Below are 23,024 nucleotides of genomic sequence, written 5' to 3' on the forward strand. Positions count from 1 at the left end.
AAAAGATAGGGGCAAATGCCCCTGGGGGTTAACGGGCTGGAGGACGACGCTTGGCTGCCGATGGTGCAGCGCCAGAACGCGTCTCAATATGGCGAAAGGTAATACGGCCCTTGGTCAAATCATAGGGCGACATTTCCAAGGAAACCTTGTCACCGGCCAAGATGCGAATACGAAATTTGCGCATTTTGCCACCGGTATAGGCAATAAGTTGATGGCCGTTGTCCAGTGTCACGCGGAAGCGCGAATCGGGCAGTACTTCCATGACCTGCCCGCGCATTTCCACGAGATCTTCTTTAGACATATTGGGATCCTTCAGTATTAAATTGGGGAAAGGCCATCAGGCTGGCAAAGCAGGCTGCTGTACATAGCTTTTGCCTTGTTCGATGGCGTAGTGCTTGGCAGCGGCGGCAGTGCCAAAACGGGGCAGGAAACGAAACACTCTGTCGTGAGTGCCTGTGCCGCAACCGCTGCGAATGGAAAGCGATGCGGTGTAGGAGCCGCTGGTAGTAATTTCTGCAGATGGTGTGAGCTGGTACTTGCCCACAATCTGCGCAAGATGCGAGATATGTTTCAACAAAGATGCGCCATGCTCTTGGGCATGCGCTAGAAAAGGTGGCTCAAAAGCAAGCCGCTCAACGCTTTTAAAAAAACGTAAAAGAAAACCCCATGCACGCACAAGCTGCTTGGGATGGTTCCAACGGCGAACAGAAAACCGGAGGGGGGAAAACTTGAAAAATCGTCTGAAGCGATCGCGGGCGCGCGTGACTTAATCAATCAAACCGCACGATGGGATGGCTGCTGGCTAGCGTTGCGTTGTAGCAGCGGCAGCAACTTTAACAGGATTCGCCTTGCAGCGCTGCCCTTTCTTTGAACAAGCTTATCGTGGCTCACCCATCTTGCGCACTTTGACTGCTGCGTCAGCGCACAAACTGCTCTCTTAAAGTTTACTGAAAAAGGTATCAAGCCCTTATTCCAAAAGCATTAAAAGCTATATTTTTTGCAGCATCCATTTTTGCAATTACATCGTTTTTGTTCAATCTTGCGCGGCAGCTTCTTTACATACCAGTGCGGTCAACTGGTCTTGCAGCATCTGCTGATGGCGCTCTCGCAGGGCTGCACCCATCAAATCGACCTGGAGCAAGCTGCGCCACGTTGCACTGTGATCCACCCGGAAACTGGAAAGCGCGGAGATCAAATAGTGCACATCTACAGCGGTGATGCCCTCTTTAAACAAGCCTTGTGCCACGCCACGCTGCAAAATACGCCCCAAGGGTTCAAACGCTGCTTTGCGCAAAGCATCGATCGTGGAGATTTGCCCCAGCATTTCGCCACCCTGAAAGTTCTCCTGCAGCACCAGACGGGTAAATTCCTGGTTGTGCTCGTGGTAGTCAAAGCTTTTCCGGGCCAGTGTATGCAGCGCTTGCAAAGGCTCTAAAGCATCCAGGTTCAGCTGTTCCTCAGAGGCTCGTATATCGCTGTAGCTTTGCTCGATCACGGCCAGGTACACGTCTTTTTTATTACCAAAGTAGTAATACAGCATGCGTTTGGCACAGCCAACCTTGGCTGCGATGCGCTCCAGGCGCGCGCCGTCGTAGCCGTAGTTGGCGAACTCGGTTTTGCCGGCATCCAGCAATGCCTGGCGCATGTCTGCCGCCGCTTTGTCTACAGCTTCAGCGATGGGGGCTTTCAAAACTTGCGGCTGGCTCACGGCCCAACTCCTTATTTCTGGGGCACAAAGCCTAACACGCAAGCCACGCCCTCCAGGTACAGAGCACTGCGTGTGCAGCAGGCATGAAAAAAGCCACGGGGCACCGGAGTGCCACGTGGCTTTTAGCCATTACTGGCCTGGCTCAACTTGGGCTAATCGCCTTACTTGGCACGGTCAGGCAAGGCGTAGGCAATCACATAGTCACCACGGTCAGGCGATTGACGCGCGCCACCGGCGCTGATCACCACATACTGCTTGCCCGTTTTGGGTGACTTGTAGCTCATCGGACCACCCTGGCTGCCCACGGGCAGGCGAGCCTTCCAGATTTCCTTGCCTGTAGCGCTGTCCCAGGCACGCAGGTAGTAGTCTTGCGTGCCAGCAAAAAACACCAAGCCTCCTTGTGTGGCCAGCGAGCCGCCCAGCGTAGGCAGACCCACAGGCAATGGCAAGCGCATCTTGATGCCCATGGGGCCCTGATCTTGCACGGTGCCCACAGGCACCTGCCACGCGATCTGCTGCGTTTTCATATCGATCGCAGTCAGCGTTCCGAATGGAGGCTTTTGGCAAGGAATGCCCAGAGGCGACATGAAGCGATCTTTGATCACCGCGTAAGGCGTGCCACCCAGAGGAACCTGCCCCATGCCCGCATTAGGCGCTTCGCTGCCATCCGACAGTGCCGATTTTTGCTGTTGCGGCATCATCTGCACCCACAGGCCCAGACGCATGTCGTTCACAAAAATCAGATTGTTAGTGGGATCAGCGGACACGCCGCCCCAGTTCATGCCGCCCAAAGAGCCAGGAAAACTCAGCGACACATCGGTATCCGGTACGGTATACAGACCGTCATAACGCATGGACTTGAACTTGATGCGGCAAATGAGCTGGTCAATGGGGGTGGCACCCCACATGTCCGCTTCGGTCAGCGTCTTCGTTCCGATCTGTGGCATGCCAACAGACAGAGGCTGCGTCGCAGGGTAGAACTCACCAGGAATGGTGCCGGGCTTGACGGCCACCTCTTGCACCTTAGTCAACGGCTGGCCGTTTTGACGGTCGAGCACAAAGATCTGGCCAGCCTTTGTCCCCACCAGCACCGCTGGCGTCGTTGTGCCATCGGCATGGGGGAAATCAATCAGCGTCGGAGCCATGGGAATGTCAAAGTCCCAAAGATCATTGCGCACGGTCTGGTACAGCCATTTTTCCTTGCCGGTAGCGGCATCCAGAGCCAGCACAGATGCACCGTACTTACGGTCCATCGCGCTGCGAGTTGCGCCATACAGGTCAACCGAAGCCGAACCCATGGGCAGATACACCGTGTTGGAGCTGGCATCGTATGTGGTTCCGGCCCACACGTTCGCAGACGAACGGGTGTAGGTTTCACCAGGCTTCAAGATTTCGTTAGGGGTGCTCGAGCCCGCGTCAAACGCCCAGCGCTGTGCGCCGGTGATGACGTCAAAACCTCGAATCACACCACCAGGCATATCGACTTGCACGTTGTCGGCAACGCGGCCACCAATCACCACCGTAGTGCCCGCAACGGTGGGGGCAGACGTCAAAGTGTAGTAAGCAGGGTTGGCCACAGCGCCAATGCCTTCCTTGAGATCCACCACACCGTCTTTGCCAAACTCACCGCACAGCTCACCGTTATCGGCATTGATAGCAAACAGGCGAGCGTCGATGGAGTTCATCAAAATGCGGCGTTCACAGCTGGCACCTGCTGGCAAAGACACCTTTTGCACCGCTGTCGAGCCAGGCACTGTCGGCTGATCCAGCGGTGCTGTCGCATCAAAGTACGCCAGCCCACGGCAGCGCTCCCACACGCCACCCACATGGGCATTGACATCGTGGCGCCACAGCTCCTTGCCAGAATCAGCATCCAGTGCGATCACGTTATTGCTGGGCGTGCATATAAACACCTTGTCACCCACTTGCAATGGGGTGGTCTGGTCTTCTGCTCCGGCACCCGTAGATTTGGGTACGTCACCGGTCTGGTACGTCCATGCCACTTGTAGCTGGTTGACGTTGTCCACATTGATCTGGTCCAGGGCGGCAAAGCGGTCGTTCTTGCTGCTGCTGCCGTAGTTGTTCCAGTTTTTTTGCTCGCTCGCAGCATCCACAGGTTTGCGGGTCGCGGCCGCTGCCTGCGCTTGCACTTCAGGATGGATCTGGAACATGGAGACAAAGCCCAGCAGGCCAGCCACCAGCAATACGCCGGCGGCAGTGAATGCCCCCTTGCAAGCAGCCGTTTGCCCACTGGCCTTGCGCAGCAGTGGCAAGCTAGCGGCCACTGCCACAGCGCCAAACGTCATGGCCAGCAAGCGCGAAACAAGGCTCCAGTAATCCAGCCCTACTTCACTCAGCGCCCAGACCACCGTGGCGGCAAAGGCCGCCAGATAGATCCAGGCCCCGGAAGGACGACGGCGCACAAATTGCACGCCAGAAGCCAGCAGGGCCATGCCCGCCAGCAAAAAGTACCAGCTGCCACCCAAGCTGATGAGCTTGCCGCCGCCGATGAGGAAGAACAGCCCGGCCAGCGCCAGTACTGCCCCTAAAACCCCAAGCCAGACACGTGCAGCCACTGACTGCACAGGTTGTTGATGTTGCATATCGAATCCTCGAACACGAGCCGGCCCCTGCGCATGCACGATCACTGCGACAGCCAGCCTTTATTTTTTATGAGAAAGAAAGTCCATTGTTTATGAGAAATAAAGTCCATAGCTTCTCCGTGTGTACCTAAGTTTTCAGAAATTACTGAAATTACAGTGAACTGAGCGTTGCGGCCCATCAGTCAAGTGCACGCTTCTTGAACGCAAGCAGTGGCTGATACACATGCCGTTAATCCTGCTGCACCAAGATGACTCTGTTCAAATCCACTTGCATGGCTTGCGCCTTTTGCAATAACCGGTGCATTTGCTCAGCCGGCATGGTTTTGCTGCGAGAAAGCAGCCAAAAGTAGCGGGCATCCTGACCAATCACCACAGCCGTCTGGTACTGCTCATCCAGACTCACCACGTTGTAGCCACCGTAAAACGGACCAAAGAACGACACTTTCAATGCGGCAACGCTTGAGTCGCCTAAAAACCGGGCTTTACCTTCGACTTGCTTCCATTCTTTTGTCTCAGGGTTAAAGCCACGATTGATGACTTTCAAGGTGCCATCTCCATTGAGGGCATAGCTGGCGCTGGTGTTGATCAAGCCCTTTTCAAACCGGTGATCAATGCGGGCAATTTCATACCAAGTGCCTGCGTACCTGGCAGCATCGAAATTACTGATGGGTTGAATATGTGCGGGGACAGAAACTGCGCACCCAGCAGCCATCACAGCCGCTGCAAGAGCGATCGTCTTGCATGGTGTTCGCCATGTGCTGCCCGAAACATTGAAATGCATGCCTTGTGCCACAAAAGCTCCTGCATCTTGGAACATGGCATTGAGCCTAGAGGCGCGGCGAGCAGGTCTTGCCGAGACAAGCACTTACATTCGTGTCGGCAAAGATGCTGCAATAGCGCCTTTTGTGCAGCCCAGACACTTGAGATTAAAGTGCATGGCTAACGCCCACCCGCTTTGGCCGCGCATGAAACCCACACCCAATAAAAAACCCACACCCCACCCCAGCGCGGTTGCGCCTGTACTGCGCCGCACACGCGGACCCAGTCCACAGAAAACCGAGCTCACCCGCCAGGAAATTTTGAGTGCAGCACTGGATGAGTTCACCGAAGTAGGTATTGCCAAAGCCACCATGGACAAGATTGCCAAACGCGCCAAACTGGCCAAAGGCACTTTGTATCTGCACTTTGCTAACAAGGAGGCCCTGCTGCAAGGGGCCTTGCAAGCGACGATTGCGCATTCGGCCCTGGCATCCATACAAACCCCACGCATGCCCAAAGAGTCCATGAAGGAGTACATCACTCGGCTGGCAGTACCTCCGATGGAGCACTTCCACCTTCCAGCTCGTGCCTCTTTGGCGCGCCTGGTGCTGGGCGAGGCACGCAGCCACCCATCGCTGATGCAGCTTTACTACCAGCAGGTGTTTGCCCCCTGGCACCAGCATTTTGAAAAGCTGTTCGCCATAGCCAAAAAAGAGGGGGAGCTGCAAGGCATCACCCCGGCTGTGGCTTCACAGCTGCTGGCGGCACCGTTTTGGATCTCACTGGTACACGACGCATTGAGTGCCGACGGCACCTACCCCGGAGCCAATGCTGCAGAGCTGACACGCGCACAAATAGGCATCATTTTTGGTCAAAAGACCCCGTCTTAGGTTACGTGCGCGGCGCTTTAGACACCCCCCAGCATTCTCACTGCGCTGAGAATGCTCTGCCTGATACATTCCTACTGCCGTTTTATTGCTGCTCGAGATTTTCCATCGACGAGGCTTTACCCCGCGCTGCGGGGGCAATGCCACGCGCCTGGCGGGCGTTGTAAACCGTCAGCCGTGTCAGGCCCAGCTGTTCAGCCACCTTGGCATCAGACGCACTACCGAGTAGCGCGACAGCTTCAGGCGTCCAGACAAACACGCCACCGTGTTTTTCGGTTCGCGAGGCAATGCCCAGAACTTTGCGCTGCGCCACCACACTGGCTTTGCTGATGCCCCAGCGCTTGGCAAGCTCGGCATCGCTGTCGGTACCCAGCTGTGCCTGCATCTCGGGTGTCCAGTGCACCAGTCCACAGGCAGCAATGCCCAGCGCATTGCGCTTGAGGTTCACGGTCTTGGCCGATGTCCCCCAGCGCTCAGCCAGTACGGCATCTTTTTCCTGCCCCAGCAGGGCCAGCATTTCATCGGTCCATTCCAAGGCGGCTTTGCCCATGCGTATGCCTTTTAAAAATCCTATGAAACAAATTAGCTTCTACCGCCCATGTAACAAGCGTTAAAAGCCATGATTTCATCAGTGCGTATGTCCCCAGTAAATGAGCGCATCGCGCCCTTCCACCGACAGTGAAACTTGCGCGCCAACAGGCAGCATCACCTTGGTGGCCACGTGCCCGTAAGGCAGGCCCTGCAGCACCGGAATGGTGAGCTGGGTGCGCAGCCAGTCAATCACGCTTTGCAGCTTGTAGCCCTTGTCATGGGGGGTGAGCTTAATTTCGGTGAACTGACCAAAAACGATGGCTTTTTGTTTGGCCAGCACGCCTGCATGCAGCAGCTGAGTGAGCATGCGTTCGATCTTATAGGGGTGCTCGCCGACGTCTTCCAAGAACAAAATGCCACCGTCCACTTGCGGAAAGTAGGGCGTGCCCAGCAACGACACCAGTACGGCCAAGTTGCTGCCCCACAGCGTGGCACCTCCTTCAATATAGAAATCGTCGGGCACGGCCCCTGCTGGCTGCTTGGGCATGCGCCAGCCAGCGCCTTCACCATGGCCGTAGATCAGATCTTCAAAGCAGTCGAGCATGATGTCGTCCACCTCATCTTTTTGCCCAAAGTCGGCAATCAACGCCGGGCCCGCCCAGCTGGTGGCTCCGGTTTGGGCCAATAAGGCATTTTGAAAGGCCGTGAAATCGCTCAAACCGACAAAGCGGGTACCACTCTCAATAGCGGTGGCGACTGCTGCGTAGTCGATGCCCGGCAAGATGCGTGTCAGGCCATAGCCACCGCGGCTGATCAGGGCCACATCAGCACCACTTGCCGCTGCCCGGTGAATGGCGGCAATGCGCGTGGCGTCATCACCGGCAAAGCGCTGGTGGCTGCTCAGCGCATCACCATCGATTTCCACCTGGTGGCCCATGCCCTGCAACCGTTTGACAGCGCGCTTGAATGCAGCCTTGTCGCGCACGGCACCCGCCGGCGAGTACACATAGATGTGTTTGGGCCCATTGCTATGGTCATGACCACAGCAAGCGTCACCGTGTGCATGGGCGTGACTGTGATCGTGGCTGCAGTGCGCGTCATGCACATGGCTGTGCCCGCAATCATGGGCTGCGTGGTCATGGTCGTGCTGACAGCCGCTATGCACAGGGTGCATGGGGGCCTGGTCTTGCACAGCCGCAGGACTTGTTTTTTTAGTGGAATTGGCCAAAGCGCTCCATGCCGCAACTGTGCGGCATGCTCCGTATGTGATGGTGTCTGTGTGGCTAAGGCCTAAACCTTAGCGAATGGCGCAAAGTATTCCATAGCCTGGCGCACGCTGGCTGCCACCTGCTCCGGAACCAGAGGAGGCATTGGGGTCTGTTGCAATGCTTGAGGGTGCTGCGCCAAAGCAGGTACTGCTGCCAGCCACGCGCTGTACCACGCGGCCGCTGGCATCAAGGTGTTGCTGGCACTGCGCGTAATCAGGCAGCGCCCTTGCTGGAGCCAATCGCCCAATAACGTCTGCGCAACCGGTGGCAGTTGCGCCTGTACCGAAGGCCAGGCTTTGAGGGCTGCACGATGGCCCGCGTTTTCAAAAGGTATCGCTATGGGCGTTTTTTCCGCTTTCCCTACAGGCCACAAACCTGCTTGATTGAAACCTTGCGCCACATCCCAGCGCGGCTTGCTGGCCGCTGCATGCAGCCATTGTGCCAACGGCTTTGGCAAATTGGCATCTGGCCATGCATCCATGAGCCAGCCCCCTGCAAAGCGCTCAGGCATGGCCTGCGCCACCGCAAGGCCCAGTCGTGCGCCATCGCCTTCACCGATCAGCACTACGTTGTTCAGATCAAAGTGCTGCACCAGTGTTTGCAGCACCTGTATATGCCACTGTGCACTGTGCGCCTTATCGCGCTTGGGCTGGTCGCTGCGGCCAAAGCCAGGCAAATCCGGCACCACCACGCGGTGCCCCGCCTGCTGCAATGGCGACAACCAATGGCAAAAGGCATAACCCCAGCTGGCGGCACCGTGCAAACATAGCCATGTGATGGGAGCGTGGCGGGGGCCCTCATCAATCACGGCCATGCGCAGCCCAGCCAGCACGGGCCAGCCACTGTGCCATTGCGGCTGGTACGGCCAATTGGGCAGATCACAAAAAGCGCTGTCTGGATTGCGCAGCGCAGTGTCTTTCAAAGGGTGATTGGCCAGTGCCAGCGTTTTGTTGGCGGCACGTCGCTGCTGAAAAAATTGAGCCAGTATTGCAGCACATTCATCGGCCAGCACCCCGCGTACAACTTGCGTCTGGTGGTTGATCTGCGGATAGCTGAAAACGTCCAGCACAGAGCCTGCGGCCCCCGTCTTGGGTTCAGCAGCTCCATAAACCACCGTATCTAGGCGCGCGTGCAGCATGGCTCCGCTGCACATGGTGCACGGCTCGAGCGTCACATACAGAGTGCATCCATCCAGCCGATAGTTGCCCAGCTGTCGTGCGGCAGCACGCAGCGCCACAACTTCCGCATGGGCTGTTGGGTCTTGGCTTGCCAGTGGAGCGTTCGCTCCCTGCCCCACAACTTGTCCATCTTTGACCACCACAGCGCCCACAGGCACCTCACCTGCGCCAGCAGCTTGCTGGGCCAGGCGCAAGGCATGGCGCATCCAGTGGTCATGATCAGGGCTTGCAACACTCATAACCGCACATTATCCCGTGGCATGTGCCATGCCATTTACGCCAGCAGCTTGATAAAGAACTGCAGAAAGATGGCGTTGAGCAAATCAATGAAGAAAGCTCCCACCATGGGCACGATCAAGAACGCCTTGTGCGAAGGGCCGTACTGGTTGGTAATAGCCTGCATATTGGCCACCGCCGTCGGGGTAGCGCCCATGCCAAAACCACAGTTGCCTGCGCTCAGTACTGCAGCGTCGTAGTCGCGGCCCATGACACGAAACGTCACCAGCGCCACATACAGCACCATCACCACCGCCTGCACAGCCAGAATAATCACCAAGGGACCAGCAAGCCCCGCCAGCTCCCACAGCTTGAGCGACAGCAGCGCAATGGCCAGATAAATAGACAATGCGGCGCTGCCAAACACATCGATGGCGCGATCAAACACCTCAAAGTGAAACACATAGTCCAGTGCATTGCGGATCAGCACGCCTGCCCCCAGCGCCCATACAAAGGTGGGCAACTGAAAACTGGCTCCTGCCGTCAACTCTGTCATCAATTGTGCAAAAGCCAGGCACCCTGCAAAGAGTGCCAAGGTTTCAATGGTGGCATCGGTAGTTATCAGACGCGTTTTGCGCGGTGACTCAAAATTGGGTGAGGCCGCGTCCACCATGTCTTCGCTGTTACCTTCAGGCCCCTGCAGCTGATTGCGCCGGATCAGCCATTTGGCCAAAGGCCCTCCGACCAGTCCACCGATCACCAGCCCAAAGGTTGCACACGCCATGCCCAGCGTCATGGCACCCTGCACGCCATGCTCATACTCCAAAATGCTGCCCCAGGCGCCCGCTGTTCCGTGGCCACCGAGCAGCGTCATGGACCCCGCAATCAACCCAATCAGCGGATCCAGTCCCAGCAAGCTCGCCATGCTGATACCCACCGCATTTTGCAGGCCGATAAACACTGCAATCACCAGCAAAAAGACAAACAGAGAGCGCCCCCCAGCCTTGAGTTTGGCGAAGTTGGCGCTCAGACCGATCGAGGAGAAAAACACCAGCATGAACGCTGTTTGCAGCTCTCCATCAAAACTCAAGCGGTAGCCCATGACCGCGTACAGCACGTAGCAACCCGTAGCTGCGATCAAGCCTCCAGCCACGGGCTCCGGAATATTGAAGTCCCGTAGCCAGCGTATGCGGCTGACCAGAAACTTTCCCAGCAACAAGACCAAAGCCGCCCAGATCAGGGTGTAGTAGGTGTTGAATTGAATATCCATAAATTCCTGCCTGAAGTCCAACATGGCATGAGCGATCTCTTTACCCTGCCTGAAACACTTGAAATAGCTATAGGACAAAAACGAAGCCAGCACGCAGCCAGCTGCAGGTCAAGCCCCAACACAGCGGCCAGCACTTGCAATATCCCCCGGTCTCCACAAAAGCAGTCGACGCGGGGATAATTCGCCCCCTATGTCTCTCCTGCCCCACCAGCTCGAACTCCTGTCCCCGGCCCGCGATGCCGATATTGGCATTGAAGCCATCAACCACGGAGCAGATGCCGTCTACATCGGCGGCCCGGGCTTTGGCGCACGCGCCACTGCGGGCAATGAGATCCGCGATCTGGAGCGACTGGTGAAACATGCCCACCGCTTTGGCAGCCGCATCTTCATCACGCTCAACACTATTTTGCGCGACGATGAGCTGCAAGGCGCACGCCAGATGGCTTGGGATGTCTACAACATTGGTGCCGATGCGCTGATCATTCAAGACATGGGTTTGCTGGAGCTGGATTTACCCCCCATCCAGTTGCACGCCTCCACACAAAACGATATCCGCACACCCGAAAAAGCCCGTTTTCTGCAAGACGCGGGTTTGAGCCAGATTGTGCTGGCGCGGGAGCTGGATCTGCAGCAGATCAAGGCCGTTCACCAGGCCATCGACCCCAGCACCACCATTGAATACTTCATCCACGGCGCGCTGTGCGTTGCGTATTCGGGCCAGTGCTACATCACCCATGCCCACACGGGGCGCAGCGCCAACCGGGGTGACTGCAACCAGGCCTGCCGCCTGCCCTACGAAGTGCTGGATCAAAGCGGGCGCATCATCGCGCACGAAAAACACGTGCTGTCGATGAAGGACAACAACCAGTCCGACAACATGCGTGCCTTGGTAGATGCCGGTGTGCGCAGTTTCAAGATCGAGGGCCGCTACAAGGATCTGGGTTACGTCAAGAACATTACGGCGCATTACCGCAAGCTGCTGGACGGCATCATGCAAGAGCGCGAGTTCTCTGACATGCCGCTGGCACGTTCGTCCTCTGGCACCACCACGTTCACCTTCACCCCCGATCCTGACCAGAATTTCAACCGCGAGTTCACCGACTACTTCGTGAACGGCCGCAAGGACGACATCGGTGCTTTTGACTCCCCCAAGACGCCCGGGCGGGCCATTGGGTGGGTCACGCAGGTGGGTGACAAGTGGTTTGAGTTTGAGACCAATGACAAGAGCGCCATCATCAACAACGGCGACGGTCTGTGCTACTACGACCTGCAAAAAGAACTGGTGGGCGTACACATCAACCGTGCCGAGTGCATGCATGCCAAAAAAGGTATCTGGCGCGTATTCCCCAAGAACGCAATTACCGAGTTCAAAGACTTGCGCAAGGGACTGGAAGTCAACCGCAATCGAGACATGAACTGGGTGCGCATGCTGGACAAAAAATCCAGTGACCGCCGCATTGGTCTGTGGGCGCAGTTCAAGGAAACCGTGAACGGTTTTGCGCTGACGCTGACAGACGAAGACGGTTTTGTGGGCACATCGTCGATTGCCCAGCAGCACCAGCCCGCAACAGATCCCAGCAAGGCACAGGACACGCTGCGTGAGCAGCTGGGCCGTTTTGGCGCATCTATTTTTACGGTCCACGATATTTCGCTGGCCATCAGCCAGCCATGGTTCGTGCCGGCCTCGGCACTGAACCAGCTGCGCCGTGACGCGCTGGACGCACTGGAGCAAGCCCGCCTCTCAGGCCTTGTGCGCCTGCCCCGCGCCAAGCCCGTCGAGCCGCCTGTGGCTTTCCCTGAGGAAACATTGACCTACCTGGCCAACGTTTTCAACCAGAAAGCCCATGACTTCTATGTCAAGCATGGCGTCAAGGTGATTGATGCCGCGTACGAGAGCAAGGAAGAAGAAGGTGAAGTCAGCCTGATGATCACCAAGCACTGCGTGCGTTTTTCCATGAGTCTGTGCCCCAAACAGGCCAAGGGCGTGATTGGCGTGAAGGGCACCATCAAGGCCGAGCCGCTGCAACTGATCAATGGCAAAGAAAAACTGACCCTGCGCTTTGACTGCAAACCCTGCGAAATGCACGTTGTTGGCAAGATGAAGCGTTCGGTACTGAACCAGCATGCCAAAGAGATGCAAGAGTCTCCCATGCAGTTTTACCGCACACGCCCTGCACCGCCGCAAGCCCAAGCGTGATTCTGTAGTGATGGCGGGAGAAAAAGCACTGATGCACTCCCAGCCGCTGCAGGCTTGACGTTGGCAAACCGTCTGATTGAAATAAAAAACGATACCTGCCTGACTATGGCAGCTTCGTTGAACGCTGTACCTTTTGCACATGTCGCGCCGCAAACCACCATCCAAAGAAGAAAGTCTGCTGCTGCCCTCCTATGCAGCACTGCCTGATGCTGCCATTTTCATTCCAGCCACCGCTGAGCAGTTTGATGCGGCGCGGGCGCAATTGCTGGCGCAGACAGCCCTGGGATTTGACACGGAAAGCAAGCCACTTTTTCATGTGGCTCAGGTAGATACCGGGCCCCATGTGGTGCAGCTGGCCACACCCACCGCCGCCTGGATCTTGCAATTGCACCACCCGCAAGCCATGGCGCTGGCACGCGAAATCGTCGCCCATCCGGGCATCTGCAAGGTAGGTTTTGGGCTGGACAATGACAAATCCACCCTGCCCAAGCGTCTGGGGGCAGAGCTGGCCAACATCCTCGACCTCGACCGCGTGTTCAAGCGCTACGGTTTTGGGGCATCCACCGGTGTTCGTGCAGCAGTTGCGCTGGTGCTGGGACAGAACTTTCACAAATCCAAAAAGCAATCCACCAGCAACTGGTCCGTCAAGACCTTGAACGACGCGCAGATCCGTTATGCGGCCAATGACGCCCATGGTCCAGCCATGGTCTATGCCGCCTTACCCGCGTGGGAAGCGGCACAACCTGCCGCTGCACCGCAACCCCAGCGTGCACCGCGTGTGCCGCGCCAGACATCGACTGAACCCACGCACCGGCCACACCGCGCTGCCTTGCTGCGCGCCCCAGAAGGCAAGAAAAACACTGGCTAAACGCTTGTCTTGCAGGCATCAGCAGCCCATGTCCAACAATGGCTGCTTTTGTTTGATGTGACATAAGCACATAGCATTTGCGTAGTTGGCGCAAGCGTTTTTTGTTCTCACAATGGCTGGCAATCAAAACCAACCATCGGAGACAAGAACATGCGCCTGGAAACCTTGGCTGTCCACGCGGGCTATAGCCCAGACCCCACGACCAAAGCTGTGGCTGTGCCTATTTACCAAACGGTGGCCTACGCCTTTGACAGTGCACAGCATGGTGCGGACCTGTTTGACCTGAAGGTAGCGGGCAATATCTACACCCGCATCATGAATCCAACCACCGACGTGCTGGAAAAACGGGTGGCTGCACTGGAAGGCGGCATTGCAGCGCTGGCACTGGCATCGGGCATGGCCGCTATCACGGCGGCCATCCAGACCATCGCGGAATCAGGTGACAACATCGTCAGCGCCAGCACCCTGTATGGCGGCACCTACAACCTGTTTGCACACACTTTCCCGCAGCAAGGCATCGAAGTGCGTTTTGCCGATGCCCGCGATCCGGCCAGCTTTGGCAAGCTGATTGATGCCAGAACCAAAGCCATCTTTATTGAATCTATCGGCAACCCACTGGGCAATGTGACCGATATCCGTGCACTGGCCGATGTGGCCCATGCCCATGGTGTGCCGCTGATTGTGGACAACACCGTCCCATCGCCTTATCTGCTGCGCCCCATTGAACACGGCGCAGACATTGTTGTGCACTCGCTGACCAAGTACCTGGGTGGCCACGGCACCAGTGTGGGCGGCGCGATTGTGGACAGCGGCAAATTCCCCTGGGCACAGCACAAGCAACGCTTCAATCGCCTCAACGAGCCCGATGTGAGCTACCACGGCGTGGTCTATACCGAAGCACTGGGCGAAGCTGCCTACATTGGCCGCGCCCGCGTGGTGCCGCTGCGCAATATGGGCGCCGCCATCTCGCCGCAGAATGCATTCCAGATTCTTCAAGGCATTGAAACGCTGGCGCTGCGCATGGACCGCATCTGCGAGAACACGCAAAAGATCGCCGAAACGCTGCAAAAGCACCCCAAGGTGGAATGGGTGCGCTACGCGGGCCTTCAAGACCACCCCGACCATGCGATTGTGCAAAAGCAATCCGCTGGCCGTGCCTCTGGCATCTTGTCGTTCAGCCTTAAAAGCACGGCAGGTGATGCACGCGCCGCAGGTGCGCGTTTTCTGGATGCGCTGCAGCTGTTTACGCGGCTGGTCAATATTGGAGATGCCAAGTCGCTGGCCACACACCCGGCCTCCACCACCCACCGCCAGCTGGATGCCGCAGAGCTGGCCAAGGCTGGTGTCACGGAAGGCATGGTGCGCCTGTCTGTGGGCATTGAACACATCGATGACTTGCAGGCAGATCTGGAGCAGGCCTTGTCCAAGGTTTAATCTGCTCAGCCCCACCAGCAGCCCGCCTTGTGCGGGCTTTTTTCATGCCTTCGACAAACACAAAGAGCAGACGAAAAAAAACCGCTGTGAAGCACAGCGGTTTAAAAGCCCCTTGGAGGAGGAGAGTTGGAAATTAGAAGCGGTAGCCAACGCCCACGCCGACCAGCACTGGGTCAACTTTGAACTTGCCAACTTTGGCACCGGCCACAGACACGTCCGTATCGATGTAAACCTTCTTGACGTCAAAGTTCAGCGACCAGTTCTTGTCCAGTGCGTAGTCAAAGCCCACTTGCAGTGCGCCGCCAAAGCTGTTGCGCTTCACATCCCAAGGCGCACCGGCTGCGCCATTGTCTTTAACACCCGAGAAACGTGTGTAGTTGATACCAGCACCTACGTAAGGCTTGAACGCGCCAAAGTTGGTGAAGTGGTACTGGGCCAGCAGAGTGGGAGGCAGGTGCTTGAGGCTACCGATTTTGGCGCCACCAGCACGCACAGTGTGCTTTTGGGGGTAGGTCAGGATCAGTTCGGCCGCGAAGTTGGGTGTGAAGTAGTAGCTGATGTCCACTTCAGGAATTACTTTGTCGTTGATCGTCAATTTCAAAGCGTCAGCTGCAGCGCCTTTGTTGGCTGCATCAATGTTCACAGCGCGCAGGCGCACTTGCCACTTGCCATCTTGCTGCTGCGCCATTGCAGCACCGGAAGTCAACGCACACAGAGCGGCCACAGCCAGCAGGGTCTTTTTCATAATGGGTGATCAGTAAAAGTCCGGGGACAACCCCCGTGAAACCCATTGCATCACTGCGCCCCACCCAAGGGTTTGCCTTATATCAATCCACCACCAAGGCACATTTCAGTGCTTTCAGAAATGTTGGAATTTCGCAACACGCCGTATTCAGTGGGCCGCAGCCGAGCCTCGCAGGCGCTGCCACAGCGTGACCAAAAGCACGATGACGCCACCAATGGCGGCGCCCACCACCACGTGTACCAGCAGGGGTACAACGGCCTGCACCACACCACCCTGAGGTATCACCGCACTTTCAATCCAGCCCTGAATGGGGCCGATGCCGTGCACCAGCAAACTGCCTCCAACCAGAAACATGGCCGCTGTGCCGACGATCGACAGGCCTTTCATCAGCCACGGGGTAAACGCAATCAAGCCTCGGCCCATGGCCTGCACCGCGCTGCTGTGCTGGCGCATGAGCCAGTTGCCCACGTCGTCCATCCGCACAATGCCGGCCACCAAACCGTACACAAACACGGTGATGGCAATCGAGACTGCCACCAGCACCGCCACCTGCTTGGGCAGTGGTTCATCAGCAATGGTGCTCAGCGCAATGGCCAGAATTTCTGCCGACAAAATAAAGTCGGTTCGAATAGCGCCGCCGATTTTTTGCTTTTCGTAAGTGGCAGGGTCAATGCCCAGCTCTTTGCTCTGGCGCACAGAAGACGGAGCCAGGCCCTGTGCCTGGGCCTCAAGGGCTTCTTGTACGGGGTCGTGCGTTTTGCTGCGCTTGTGCAGGGAGTGCACAATTTTTTCTACCCCTTCAAAGCACAAAAATGCCCCGCCAATCATCAAGAGCGGGGTAATCAGCCAGGAGGCAAAAGCGCTGATGAGCAAGAACGCCGGCACCAAGATCACCTTGTTGACCAGCGAACCCTTGGCCACCCCCCAGACCACGGGTAACTCGCGGTTGGAGCGCACACCAGAGACTTGCTCGGCATTGAGTGCCAGATCGTCGCCCAGCACACCCGCCGTCTTTTGCATGGCCACCTTGGTCATTCCGGCTACATCATCGGCCATGGTGGCGGATTTGCGTGCCGCCACCTTGGTCATCAGCGCCACATCGTCGAGCAGTGCGGCGATGTCATCGAGAAGCATTAAAAGTCCACCACCAGCCATGCTCATGTCCTTGCGAAAGAAAGCGTTATCTTGATCGGTGCACCCTCAACCTGCGTGTAGGAAGAAGGCAGAAAGCGCACGTGTTCAGGGCTTGTCGTAATAGTTGTGCGCTGACTCGCTGAGCAAATTGGGCTGCATGCTCACGCCATAAGGCAAACCCAGGAAGTTGCGCCAGCCGCTCCAGTCCGCCTGTGTGATTTTTCCATCCTTGTTCACATCCAGGGCCACAGGGGCTGTGCCGTAGAAGGTGTGGCTGGAGGTGGCCAGTTTGAGTTTTTCGCCCTTTTTATCGGTACTGAGCAGTTTGCCCGTTGGTGCATCAATGGCGGCCATGGGCTCGCCCACAAAACCTTCCTTGATGACGTACACCTCGGTATAGCCCTGACCCGCAAAACGTTTGTCGACGAACACATCTGGGCGTGCCATCACATTGGCGGCATCGACTGCACAAGCTCCTGTGCGGCACAGAATGGCTACCGGTGCGTCTTTGTACGGCAGCACCGCCTGTACCGCCTGCCAGAAGCTTTCTGCGCTGGTGCGCACTTCACTGCCCTGCACCACGCCATAGCGGCATTGGCTGCCGTCATCCGAGCGAATCTGCGCCTCAGGAGCGCCACTGGGGTGCGGCTGGCATTGCTGGTACATGCGCGGATACGGCAGGTGGCGTGCACCTTCGGGGTGGCCCAGGCGGTATTCCGTGGCATCACGCACATCCAGCAGAGCCATCCTCTGGCTGACTGGCAATTGCGTGCCGATATAGGCACGTGCAGCACTGATATCGCCGGCGTAATGGCGCTCGGGCGCATACATCACTTGCGAGGTAGTGGCCGTAGCTGCCGGCGCAGGGGCGGTTTTTCCACCATACAAGCCTTTGACATAGGTGCAGCCCGAAGTCAGAACCACCGCACCCAATGCGCTCAACTTGAGCGCCCATGTAAATTTGCTGCTTGGCATAAAAATCTTGTGTTCAATCAACGAAACGGCAGCCGCGCTACCCTTTGCAGCCACAGCGCACGCACCTCTGTCAGTGACGGTGGGCAGCCAAAATGCCACCGCAGCAAGCCGATGCGGTGCATGCGGCAGGCCAGACAAGGGCATTTTTGGAGTACGTGTGCGCTGCGCTAAGCCCGCCATCATAGGCGTTTGCCTGAACGTGGAAACTGCGGGCACTGCACAATGGAGCCACCATGTTTGCAAGTGCCGACCCCGCCCCAACCAATTTTCTGGAAGCCATTTTGGCCCTGCTGCGCTGGCTGGGCACGTTGCTGCAATGGCTGAGCTTTTAATCCAAGTCCGCTGCACCGCACCGGTGAAGCAGCAGCGACAGTGCGCGCACCCTGCATTGCGCTGTGCACTCAAAGCAGATGGGCTCTGTAGCGACGGCCACTTGAGCCATTGCCCCAGCACCACAGCGCTGTGGTGCATGCACTGCGTGCGATTGCATCACGGGCTGAGCCAATCCACTGGGCGCACCAAGCACTGAATAAACCAAGAATTCAATAAGATAGCTGCCAGCGCTTTACCTTATTGACTTTCAGATACTTTTATATCTAAAAACCAATACACACAAGCGTTGGCAGCTCTACTACTCATAGCACCCTCAAACACCCTCAAGCGCTATCAAGCACCATCAGGCATCTGCGGCCAGTTGACGCAGGGCCTGCTCGAACACTTCGACCGGCTGGCCGCCCTGAATCAGGTGGCGGTCATTGATGATGACGGCTGGCACCGAGTGAATGCCGTGCTGCTGGTAAAACGCTTCGCGCTCACGCACTGCGTCGGCAAACATGTTCGTGTCCAGCACCTCACGGGCGCGCTCCACGTTCAGCCCTGCTAACTCGGCTGCACGCAACAGCACCGCATGGTCTGCCGGGCTTTGGCCATGCGTGAAATAGGCTGAAAACAGCGCCATCTTCAGTGCCAGTTGCTGCCCTTGTGCTCCCTCCTGCCCGGCCCAGTGCAACAGCCGGTGTGCATCAAAGGTGTTGTAGATACGGCTGCGCTGACCCATATTGAAAGTAAAGCCCAGCGCCGCACCGCGCTGTGTAATGGCATCACGGTTTTGCTGCGACTGCTCAGGCGTGGCGCCGTACTTTTCCATCAGGTGCTCCGCCATGTCCTGTCCCTCAGGGGCCATCTGCGCATTCAGCTCAAACGGTTGAAAGTGCAGCTCCAGCGCCACCTGGTCTTGTAAACGCTGTGCAGCCTGCTGCAGCGATTTCAGCCCTATCACGCACCACGGGCAGGAGACGTCAGAAACAAAATCAATCTTCAAGGTAACAGGCGCACTGGTCATGGCAGAGTCCGGAAAAAACGAATGCGCTCATCGTAGGCGGCCCCCAAAACCCGCGCTGGCATCGGGCTTGCGCTGCTGGCAGCAGTTGGCCGTTGCTGACCGTTGCTGACCGTTGCTGGCGCGCTCCAGCAACTTGCCGTGTGGATGGTGCAACTGTGAAGCAAGCCACCCTGCCCTGCACCAAGGCATAAAAAAACACCGCCGGGCCACACTGGCCCGTGGTGTATTCAAAGAATTGAAGCGGCATCGAGGCCGCCTTTGAAGCGTCAGAACTTGTACGTCATGCTGACATTGACACTGCGCGGCTCACCCCAGGTGTAGGTGCTGTAGTGGCTGAAGATGGTGTAGTACTTCTTGTCCAGCAGGTTCTTGATGTTGAGCGACGCCGACAGTTGCTTGTTGAACTGATAGCGGGCCATGGCATCCAGCACCCAGTAGTCCTGAACGGTGTGCACCGTCTTGCCCCCTGTGGGCACGCTGATCGTGCCCCAGGTTTTGTCCTGCCAGCGGGCACCGCCGCCCAGCGTCAGCCCCGTCATGGAGCCGCCCAGCTTGTAGCTGGTGTACAGGTTGAACTGGTTGGCAGGCGTCAGCGTGGATACACGCTCATCTCCCTTGCGCGCCACGCCGTGTGAGTAGCCCGCCTGAATCTGCCACGCCGGGGTGATCTGGCCAGACACTTCGGCCTCCCAGCCCTTGGTCTTCACACCCTGAATGGCGCGGTAGGCAGGGTTGCCGCTGGGCGTGGTGCCACCGCTTTCCACGGCGAAATTGTCCTGCTTTATCTGAAAGACGGCAGCACTGGCATTGAGGCGGCCACCAAAAAATGACGCCTTGGCACCCAGCTCGTAGTTCGTGCCTTCCAACGGGTCCAGCGTGCGCCCCCGTTCGTTCTGGGCGGACTGCGGTTTGAAGATACCGCTGTAGCTGGCATAGACCGAATAGTTTTCGTTCAGGTCATACACCGCACCCAGATAGGGCGTGAAGACGTTCTTTTCGTCTTGCTCCTGCACCTTGTTCTTGTAGTTGGAAAAACGCCCACCGGTGATCAGCTTCAGGTCATCGCGCAGGTTCCAGCGCGCCGTGGTGTAGATACCGCTTTCGTGCGTGGTCTCGTCGTCGGTGTAGTCCGGGGTACTGTTCCACACCGGAGCGGGCACATTGCCATTCCACTGGTAATAGTTGTCCACATCACCGTTGAAACCGCTGTTGTCGTTGAAGTAGCCGTCATTTTTCCAGCGGCGCTTGGCCAGACTGCCGCCCACCACCAGCTCATGCTCGCGCCCCAGCAGCGAGAAGGGGCCGCTGGCGTACACGTCAGCGGCATCGCTGGTGGTGCGGCCAATGTACTGGCCGCGCCACATTTTCACCCCGCCACCCGTTACCGGGTTGGGATTGCCGCCTGCGGCAGCGCCCAGATTGGCGTTGTAACCATTGATCTGGTGGTTCAGCTGCAGCTTGGTGACCCAGCCGCTGTCAAAGTTGTGCTCCAGCGTGGCAAAGGTGGTGCGCGTGTACTGGTCCCAGTGGCTCCAGTTGGCACCGTTGTTGAACGAACGGGGCATGGCGTTGAAACTGCCATTGGAGTCCAGCAGCGGAATGCCGCCCCAGGTCGATGCCGTGGGCTTGTTGTCCTGGCGGTCAGCGCCCACTGTCAGCAGTGTGCCGGGCGTCAGATCGACTTCAACAATGCCGTACAGCACACCCGTCTTGCGCTCATACCTGTCCATGAACGATTGCTTGTCCTGATAGGTCGCCACGCCACGCGCACGGATGCTGCCGCTTTCGTTGAGAGCGCCGCTGATGTCCAGCTCACCCCGGTAGTTTTGCCAGCTGCCTGCACTGAGCGTGGCGTGGCCCGCAAATTCACGCGTGGGTTTCTTGCGCACCAGGTTGATGGTGGCCCCGGGGTCTCCACTGCCGGTGAGCAGACCGGTCGCGCCCTTGAGCACCTCAACCCGGTCATAAATCGCCATATCCGTCTGCGTGTTGCCTGCGGAATAGGCAGAGTTGCGCGTCATCGGAATACCGTCGTACTGGAAGTTCTGAATGGCAAAACCGCGCGCGTAGTACTCGGTGCGTTCGCTGTCATACGTCACGATGCTCACGCCCGGCGTGTGATTGATCACGTCGTCAATCGAGTTGAGCTGAAAGTCATCCATCACCTGGCGCGTGACCACGCTGACAGACTGTGGAGTCTCGCGCGGCGTGAGCACCAGACGCGTGGCCGTGGCAATGGCACCCGGCGTATAGGAGCCACTGCCTTCGGTGATTTCGCCCAGCTGGTTGGAGCGCACCGTCACTTCAGACAAGGTCGCAGGCTCGCCCGCAGCAGGGGCAGACTGCACGGTGAGCATGCCGCCCTCAACCCTGCCCTGCAGACCCGAGCCGCTCAGCAGCGTATGCAGCGCCTGCTCAACATCCTGCGCCCCCTTCACGGCAGGCGCTTGACGCCCCTGCGCTGCCGGTGGGGATGCCACCAATTTCAGATTGGCCTGCTGGGCCAACTGCTCCAGCGCGCTGGACAATGGCTGCGCGGGAATATCAAAACGCGCAGTTTGTGCCATGGCAGCCTGCATTTGCAGGGCCAGGCCCAGGCAGATGCTCGCATGCGCCAGCAGGGTGCGACGGGGTTTAAAGGAGGGGGAAAGCATGAAAGAGACGTCCTCGTCAGATCAGAAAATTACTGACTTGCAGAGACGGCCATGGACCAAACCTGCCGCCCACCTGAAAGTCAGCCATCAGCGCCCGCAGCGCACTTGGCACCGCAAAGCGCAGGCAACCTCAGGTGCAGCCCACAATGAAAGGGGCTTAACACGCACCTTTTACACAGCCTGCACAAGGCCTTGCGGGAACAGCACGGTTCAAGAAAACGGCTGCAGTCGCCCTGCGCAAGGCGGTGCCGATGATACATTTCTAAAAGCGAATCAATCTCAATATGATTTACTATTGTTGCCTGGAGGCAACGATATATGGCACAGATCAAGGCCAAGGCGTTGTCCCAATTTGGCGGGTTTTTTACGCTCCCCAATAGCAGCAAATGCACCGCAGCCAATACTCGGCTGCAGCCCTGAGCATCGCTGCCTGCCTGCACCGCCCTGCCCCCGTAAACAGCGCTGAATGACCATGCCAACCCGCAAAGTGGTGCTGATCAGCGCCCAGTGCCACCGCAAGGAGAGAGATGGATATTTTTGCGCTTGAGCCCACACCTATACAACGCAGATTGCAGCTTTTCTTGCCCCCCCATTTCAGCTCCCATGAACAATTTGCTGAAATTTCATGGACGCCTGGCTGCCCAATATGGACAGCCGCACACCACCCATAGCAGACAGCTACAACGCACATATTTGGAGCTGCGACCTGCTAGCCGCCCTTTGCTTTAAGCCGCTTTTCCTTGAGGCTCAGGGCTGCTTTGCAAGCCCGGGACAATTGACCTGTGTGCCATGCGCTTTCTCTGACCCGGGCACCATAGCGCCATTGACGCACCCCAAAGGATTGGCATGTCCTCCATGACCGAGCGCCTAGAAGCCCTGCTGGCTACCGGTAAGGAAACCGCGCTGCTGCGCTATACCCTGGGAAAGGCCGCTTTCGACAGCGAACAACCCGCTGCTGCGCTGCTCCACCTGCAGCGGGCCACGGCGCTGGAGCCGCAGTACTCCGTGGCCTGGAAACTTCTGGGCAGAGTCCATCTGGCCCTCGACGACAGCGACGCCGCACGCCAAGCGTGGACGCAGGGTCTGGCCTGCGCCCAGACCAACGGCGATGCGCAGGTCGTCAAAGAGCTGAGCGTGTTCTTGAAACGGCTGGACAAACCAGCCCGCTAGCCTGCACGCGGTTTTTTTCTGAAAGCAGCGCACACCACCCTCTTTCTTCGCCTGTCTTTCCTCGATTGGCCGGGTGTCTTGAATA

At 57.7% G+C, this 23,024-nt stretch carries 19 protein-coding genes; 5 read left to right on the forward strand and 14 right to left on the reverse strand.

The genetic code is table 11. The annotated features are described in order from the left end of the window. Positions 1 to 28: 28 nt before the first annotated feature. The 5 genes from infA to IB213_RS15470 form a co-directional block, all read right to left on the reverse strand. Positions 29 to 301, reverse strand: coding sequence for a translation initiation factor IF-1 (gene infA, locus IB213_RS15450; protein WP_191721436.1), 273 nt, complete (start codon positions 299 to 301; stop codon positions 29 to 31). 36 nt (positions 302 to 337) lie between these two features. Beyond that, complete coding sequence (locus IB213_RS15455) at positions 338 to 574, reverse strand: hypothetical protein (RefSeq protein ID WP_225213907.1); 237 nt, start codon at positions 572 to 574, stop codon at positions 338 to 340. 459 nt (positions 575 to 1,033) lie between these two features. Next, on the reverse strand, positions 1,034 to 1,708 hold the full coding sequence (locus IB213_RS15460; protein ID WP_192407687.1) for a TetR/AcrR family transcriptional regulator: 675 nt from the start codon (positions 1,706 to 1,708) through the stop codon (positions 1,034 to 1,036). A gap of 161 nt (positions 1,709 to 1,869) precedes the next feature. Beyond that, positions 1,870 to 4,311 (reverse strand): membrane-bound PQQ-dependent dehydrogenase, glucose/quinate/shikimate family, encoded by a 2,442-nt coding sequence (locus tag IB213_RS15465; protein ID WP_192407688.1) that lies wholly within the window; start codon positions 4,309 to 4,311, stop codon positions 1,870 to 1,872. Between the two features lie 229 nt (positions 4,312 to 4,540). Then, positions 4,541 to 5,128 carry a lipocalin family protein gene (locus tag IB213_RS15470; RefSeq protein WP_304515610.1) on the reverse strand — a complete coding sequence of 196 codons (588 nt, stop codon included), beginning with the start codon at positions 5,126 to 5,128 and terminating at the stop codon, positions 4,541 to 4,543. 148 nt (positions 5,129 to 5,276) lie between these two features. On the opposite strand from IB213_RS15470, the gene IB213_RS15475 reads away from it, so the two are divergent. Beyond that, a complete protein-coding gene (locus IB213_RS15475; protein ID WP_191721434.1) occupies positions 5,277 to 5,960 on the forward strand; it encodes a TetR/AcrR family transcriptional regulator in 684 nt (227 codons plus the stop codon). A gap of 82 nt (positions 5,961 to 6,042) precedes the next feature. On the opposite strand, the gene IB213_RS15480 is transcribed toward IB213_RS15475, so the two are convergent. The 4 genes from IB213_RS15480 to gltS form a co-directional block, all read right to left on the reverse strand. Further along, entirely contained in the window at positions 6,043 to 6,507 is a 465-nt protein-coding gene (locus IB213_RS15480; RefSeq protein WP_192407689.1) for a hypothetical protein, read from the reverse strand. Positions 6,508 to 6,585: 78 nt separating this feature from the next. Further along, positions 6,586 to 7,662 carry an LD-carboxypeptidase gene (locus IB213_RS15485; protein ID WP_192407695.1) on the reverse strand — a complete coding sequence of 359 codons (1,077 nt, stop codon included), beginning with the start codon at positions 7,660 to 7,662 and terminating at the stop codon, positions 6,586 to 6,588. A gap of 116 nt (positions 7,663 to 7,778) precedes the next feature. After that, positions 7,779 to 9,173 carry a tRNA adenosine(34) deaminase TadA gene (gene tadA / locus IB213_RS15490; protein WP_192407697.1) on the reverse strand — a complete coding sequence of 465 codons (1,395 nt, stop codon included), beginning with the start codon at positions 9,171 to 9,173 and terminating at the stop codon, positions 7,779 to 7,781. Positions 9,174 to 9,208: 35 nt separating this feature from the next. Continuing rightward, a complete protein-coding gene (gltS, locus tag IB213_RS15495; protein WP_191721430.1) occupies positions 9,209 to 10,420 on the reverse strand; it encodes a sodium/glutamate symporter in 1,212 nt (403 codons plus the stop codon). 190 nt (positions 10,421 to 10,610) lie between these two features. On the opposite strand from gltS, the gene IB213_RS15500 reads away from it, so the two are divergent. From IB213_RS15500 to IB213_RS15510, 3 genes are all read left to right on the forward strand, one after another. Then, positions 10,611 to 12,617: a U32 family peptidase gene (locus IB213_RS15500; protein WP_192407699.1), complete on the forward strand. Its 2,007-nt coding sequence runs from the start codon at positions 10,611 to 10,613 to the stop codon at positions 12,615 to 12,617. 139 nt (positions 12,618 to 12,756) lie between these two features. Then, positions 12,757 to 13,485, forward strand: coding sequence for a 3'-5' exonuclease (locus tag IB213_RS15505; protein ID WP_192407701.1), 729 nt, complete (start codon positions 12,757 to 12,759; stop codon positions 13,483 to 13,485). Between the two features lie 150 nt (positions 13,486 to 13,635). Continuing rightward, positions 13,636 to 14,919, forward strand: a complete 1,284-nt coding sequence (locus IB213_RS15510) for an O-acetylhomoserine aminocarboxypropyltransferase/cysteine synthase family protein (protein ID WP_192407703.1) — start codon at positions 13,636 to 13,638, stop codon at positions 14,917 to 14,919. A 133-nt stretch (positions 14,920 to 15,052) separates the two neighbouring features. On the opposite strand, the gene IB213_RS15515 is transcribed toward IB213_RS15510, so the two are convergent. From IB213_RS15515 to IB213_RS15535, 5 genes are all read right to left on the reverse strand, one after another. After that, on the reverse strand, positions 15,053 to 15,664 hold the full coding sequence (locus IB213_RS15515) for an OmpW family protein (RefSeq protein WP_192407705.1): 612 nt from the start codon (positions 15,662 to 15,664) through the stop codon (positions 15,053 to 15,055). 147 nt (positions 15,665 to 15,811) lie between these two features. Beyond that, the gene (locus IB213_RS15520) at positions 15,812 to 16,819 is read right to left on the reverse strand and encodes a DUF808 domain-containing protein (protein WP_191721425.1); all 1,008 of its coding nucleotides are present in this window, start codon (positions 16,817 to 16,819) and stop codon (positions 15,812 to 15,814) included. An 84-nt stretch (positions 16,820 to 16,903) separates the two neighbouring features. Next, positions 16,904 to 17,773, reverse strand: coding sequence for a rhodanese-like domain-containing protein (locus IB213_RS15525; RefSeq protein ID WP_191721424.1), 870 nt, complete (start codon positions 17,771 to 17,773; stop codon positions 16,904 to 16,906). A 676-nt stretch (positions 17,774 to 18,449) separates the two neighbouring features. Next, positions 18,450 to 19,115 carry a DsbA family oxidoreductase gene (locus IB213_RS15530; RefSeq protein WP_192407707.1) on the reverse strand — a complete coding sequence of 222 codons (666 nt, stop codon included), beginning with the start codon at positions 19,113 to 19,115 and terminating at the stop codon, positions 18,450 to 18,452. Between the two features lie 266 nt (positions 19,116 to 19,381). Further along, positions 19,382 to 21,769, reverse strand: coding sequence for a TonB-dependent siderophore receptor (locus tag IB213_RS15535; protein ID WP_192407709.1), 2,388 nt, complete (start codon positions 21,767 to 21,769; stop codon positions 19,382 to 19,384). Between the two features lie 846 nt (positions 21,770 to 22,615). Between IB213_RS15535 and IB213_RS15540 the strand changes: the two genes are divergently transcribed. Then, positions 22,616 to 22,939 (forward strand): tetratricopeptide repeat protein, encoded by a 324-nt coding sequence (locus tag IB213_RS15540; RefSeq protein WP_192407711.1) that lies wholly within the window; start codon positions 22,616 to 22,618, stop codon positions 22,937 to 22,939. The last annotated feature ends 85 nt before the right edge of the window (positions 22,940 to 23,024 follow it).

This window comes from Comamonas sp. CMM02, from assembly GCF_014851485.1.
Lineage (GTDB): Bacteria > Pseudomonadota > Gammaproteobacteria > Burkholderiales > Burkholderiaceae_C > Comamonas > Comamonas avium.

Coding starts and splice junctions, on each gene's coding strand:
- IB213_RS15465 (WP_192407688.1), bottom strand. CDS start 4,311: ATGCAACATCAACAACCTGTGCAGTCAGTGGCTGCACGTGTCTGGCTT.
- IB213_RS15520 (WP_191721425.1), bottom strand. CDS start 16,819: ATGGCTGGTGGTGGACTTTTAATGCTTCTCGATGACATCGCCGCACTG.
- IB213_RS15515 (WP_192407705.1), bottom strand. CDS start 15,664: ATGAAAAAGACCCTGCTGGCTGTGGCCGCTCTGTGTGCGTTGACTTCC.
- tadA (WP_192407697.1), bottom strand. CDS start 9,173: ATGAGTGTTGCAAGCCCTGATCATGACCACTGGATGCGCCATGCCTTG.
- gltS (WP_191721430.1), bottom strand. CDS start 10,420: ATGGATATTCAATTCAACACCTACTACACCCTGATCTGGGCGGCTTTG.
- IB213_RS15535 (WP_192407709.1), bottom strand. CDS start 21,769: ATGCTTTCCCCCTCCTTTAAACCCCGTCGCACCCTGCTGGCGCATGCG.
- IB213_RS15470 (WP_304515610.1), bottom strand. CDS start 5,128: ATGTTCCAAGATGCAGGAGCTTTTGTGGCACAAGGCATGCATTTCAAT.
- IB213_RS15540 (WP_192407711.1), top strand. CDS start 22,616: ATGTCCTCCATGACCGAGCGCCTAGAAGCCCTGCTGGCTACCGGTAAG.
- IB213_RS15475 (WP_191721434.1), top strand. CDS start 5,277: ATGAAACCCACACCCAATAAAAAACCCACACCCCACCCCAGCGCGGTT.
- IB213_RS15525 (WP_191721424.1), bottom strand. CDS start 17,773: ATGCCAAGCAGCAAATTTACATGGGCGCTCAAGTTGAGCGCATTGGGT.
- IB213_RS15505 (WP_192407701.1), top strand. CDS start 12,757: ATGTCGCGCCGCAAACCACCATCCAAAGAAGAAAGTCTGCTGCTGCCC.
- IB213_RS15500 (WP_192407699.1), top strand. CDS start 10,611: ATGTCTCTCCTGCCCCACCAGCTCGAACTCCTGTCCCCGGCCCGCGAT.
- infA (WP_191721436.1), bottom strand. CDS start 301: ATGTCTAAAGAAGATCTCGTGGAAATGCGCGGGCAGGTCATGGAAGTA.
- IB213_RS15530 (WP_192407707.1), bottom strand. CDS start 19,115: ATGACCAGTGCGCCTGTTACCTTGAAGATTGATTTTGTTTCTGACGTC.
- IB213_RS15485 (WP_192407695.1), bottom strand. CDS start 7,662: ATGCACCCTGTGCATAGCGGCTGTCAGCACGACCATGACCACGCAGCC.
- IB213_RS15510 (WP_192407703.1), top strand. CDS start 13,636: ATGCGCCTGGAAACCTTGGCTGTCCACGCGGGCTATAGCCCAGACCCC.
- IB213_RS15480 (WP_192407689.1), bottom strand. CDS start 6,507: ATGGGCAAAGCCGCCTTGGAATGGACCGATGAAATGCTGGCCCTGCTG.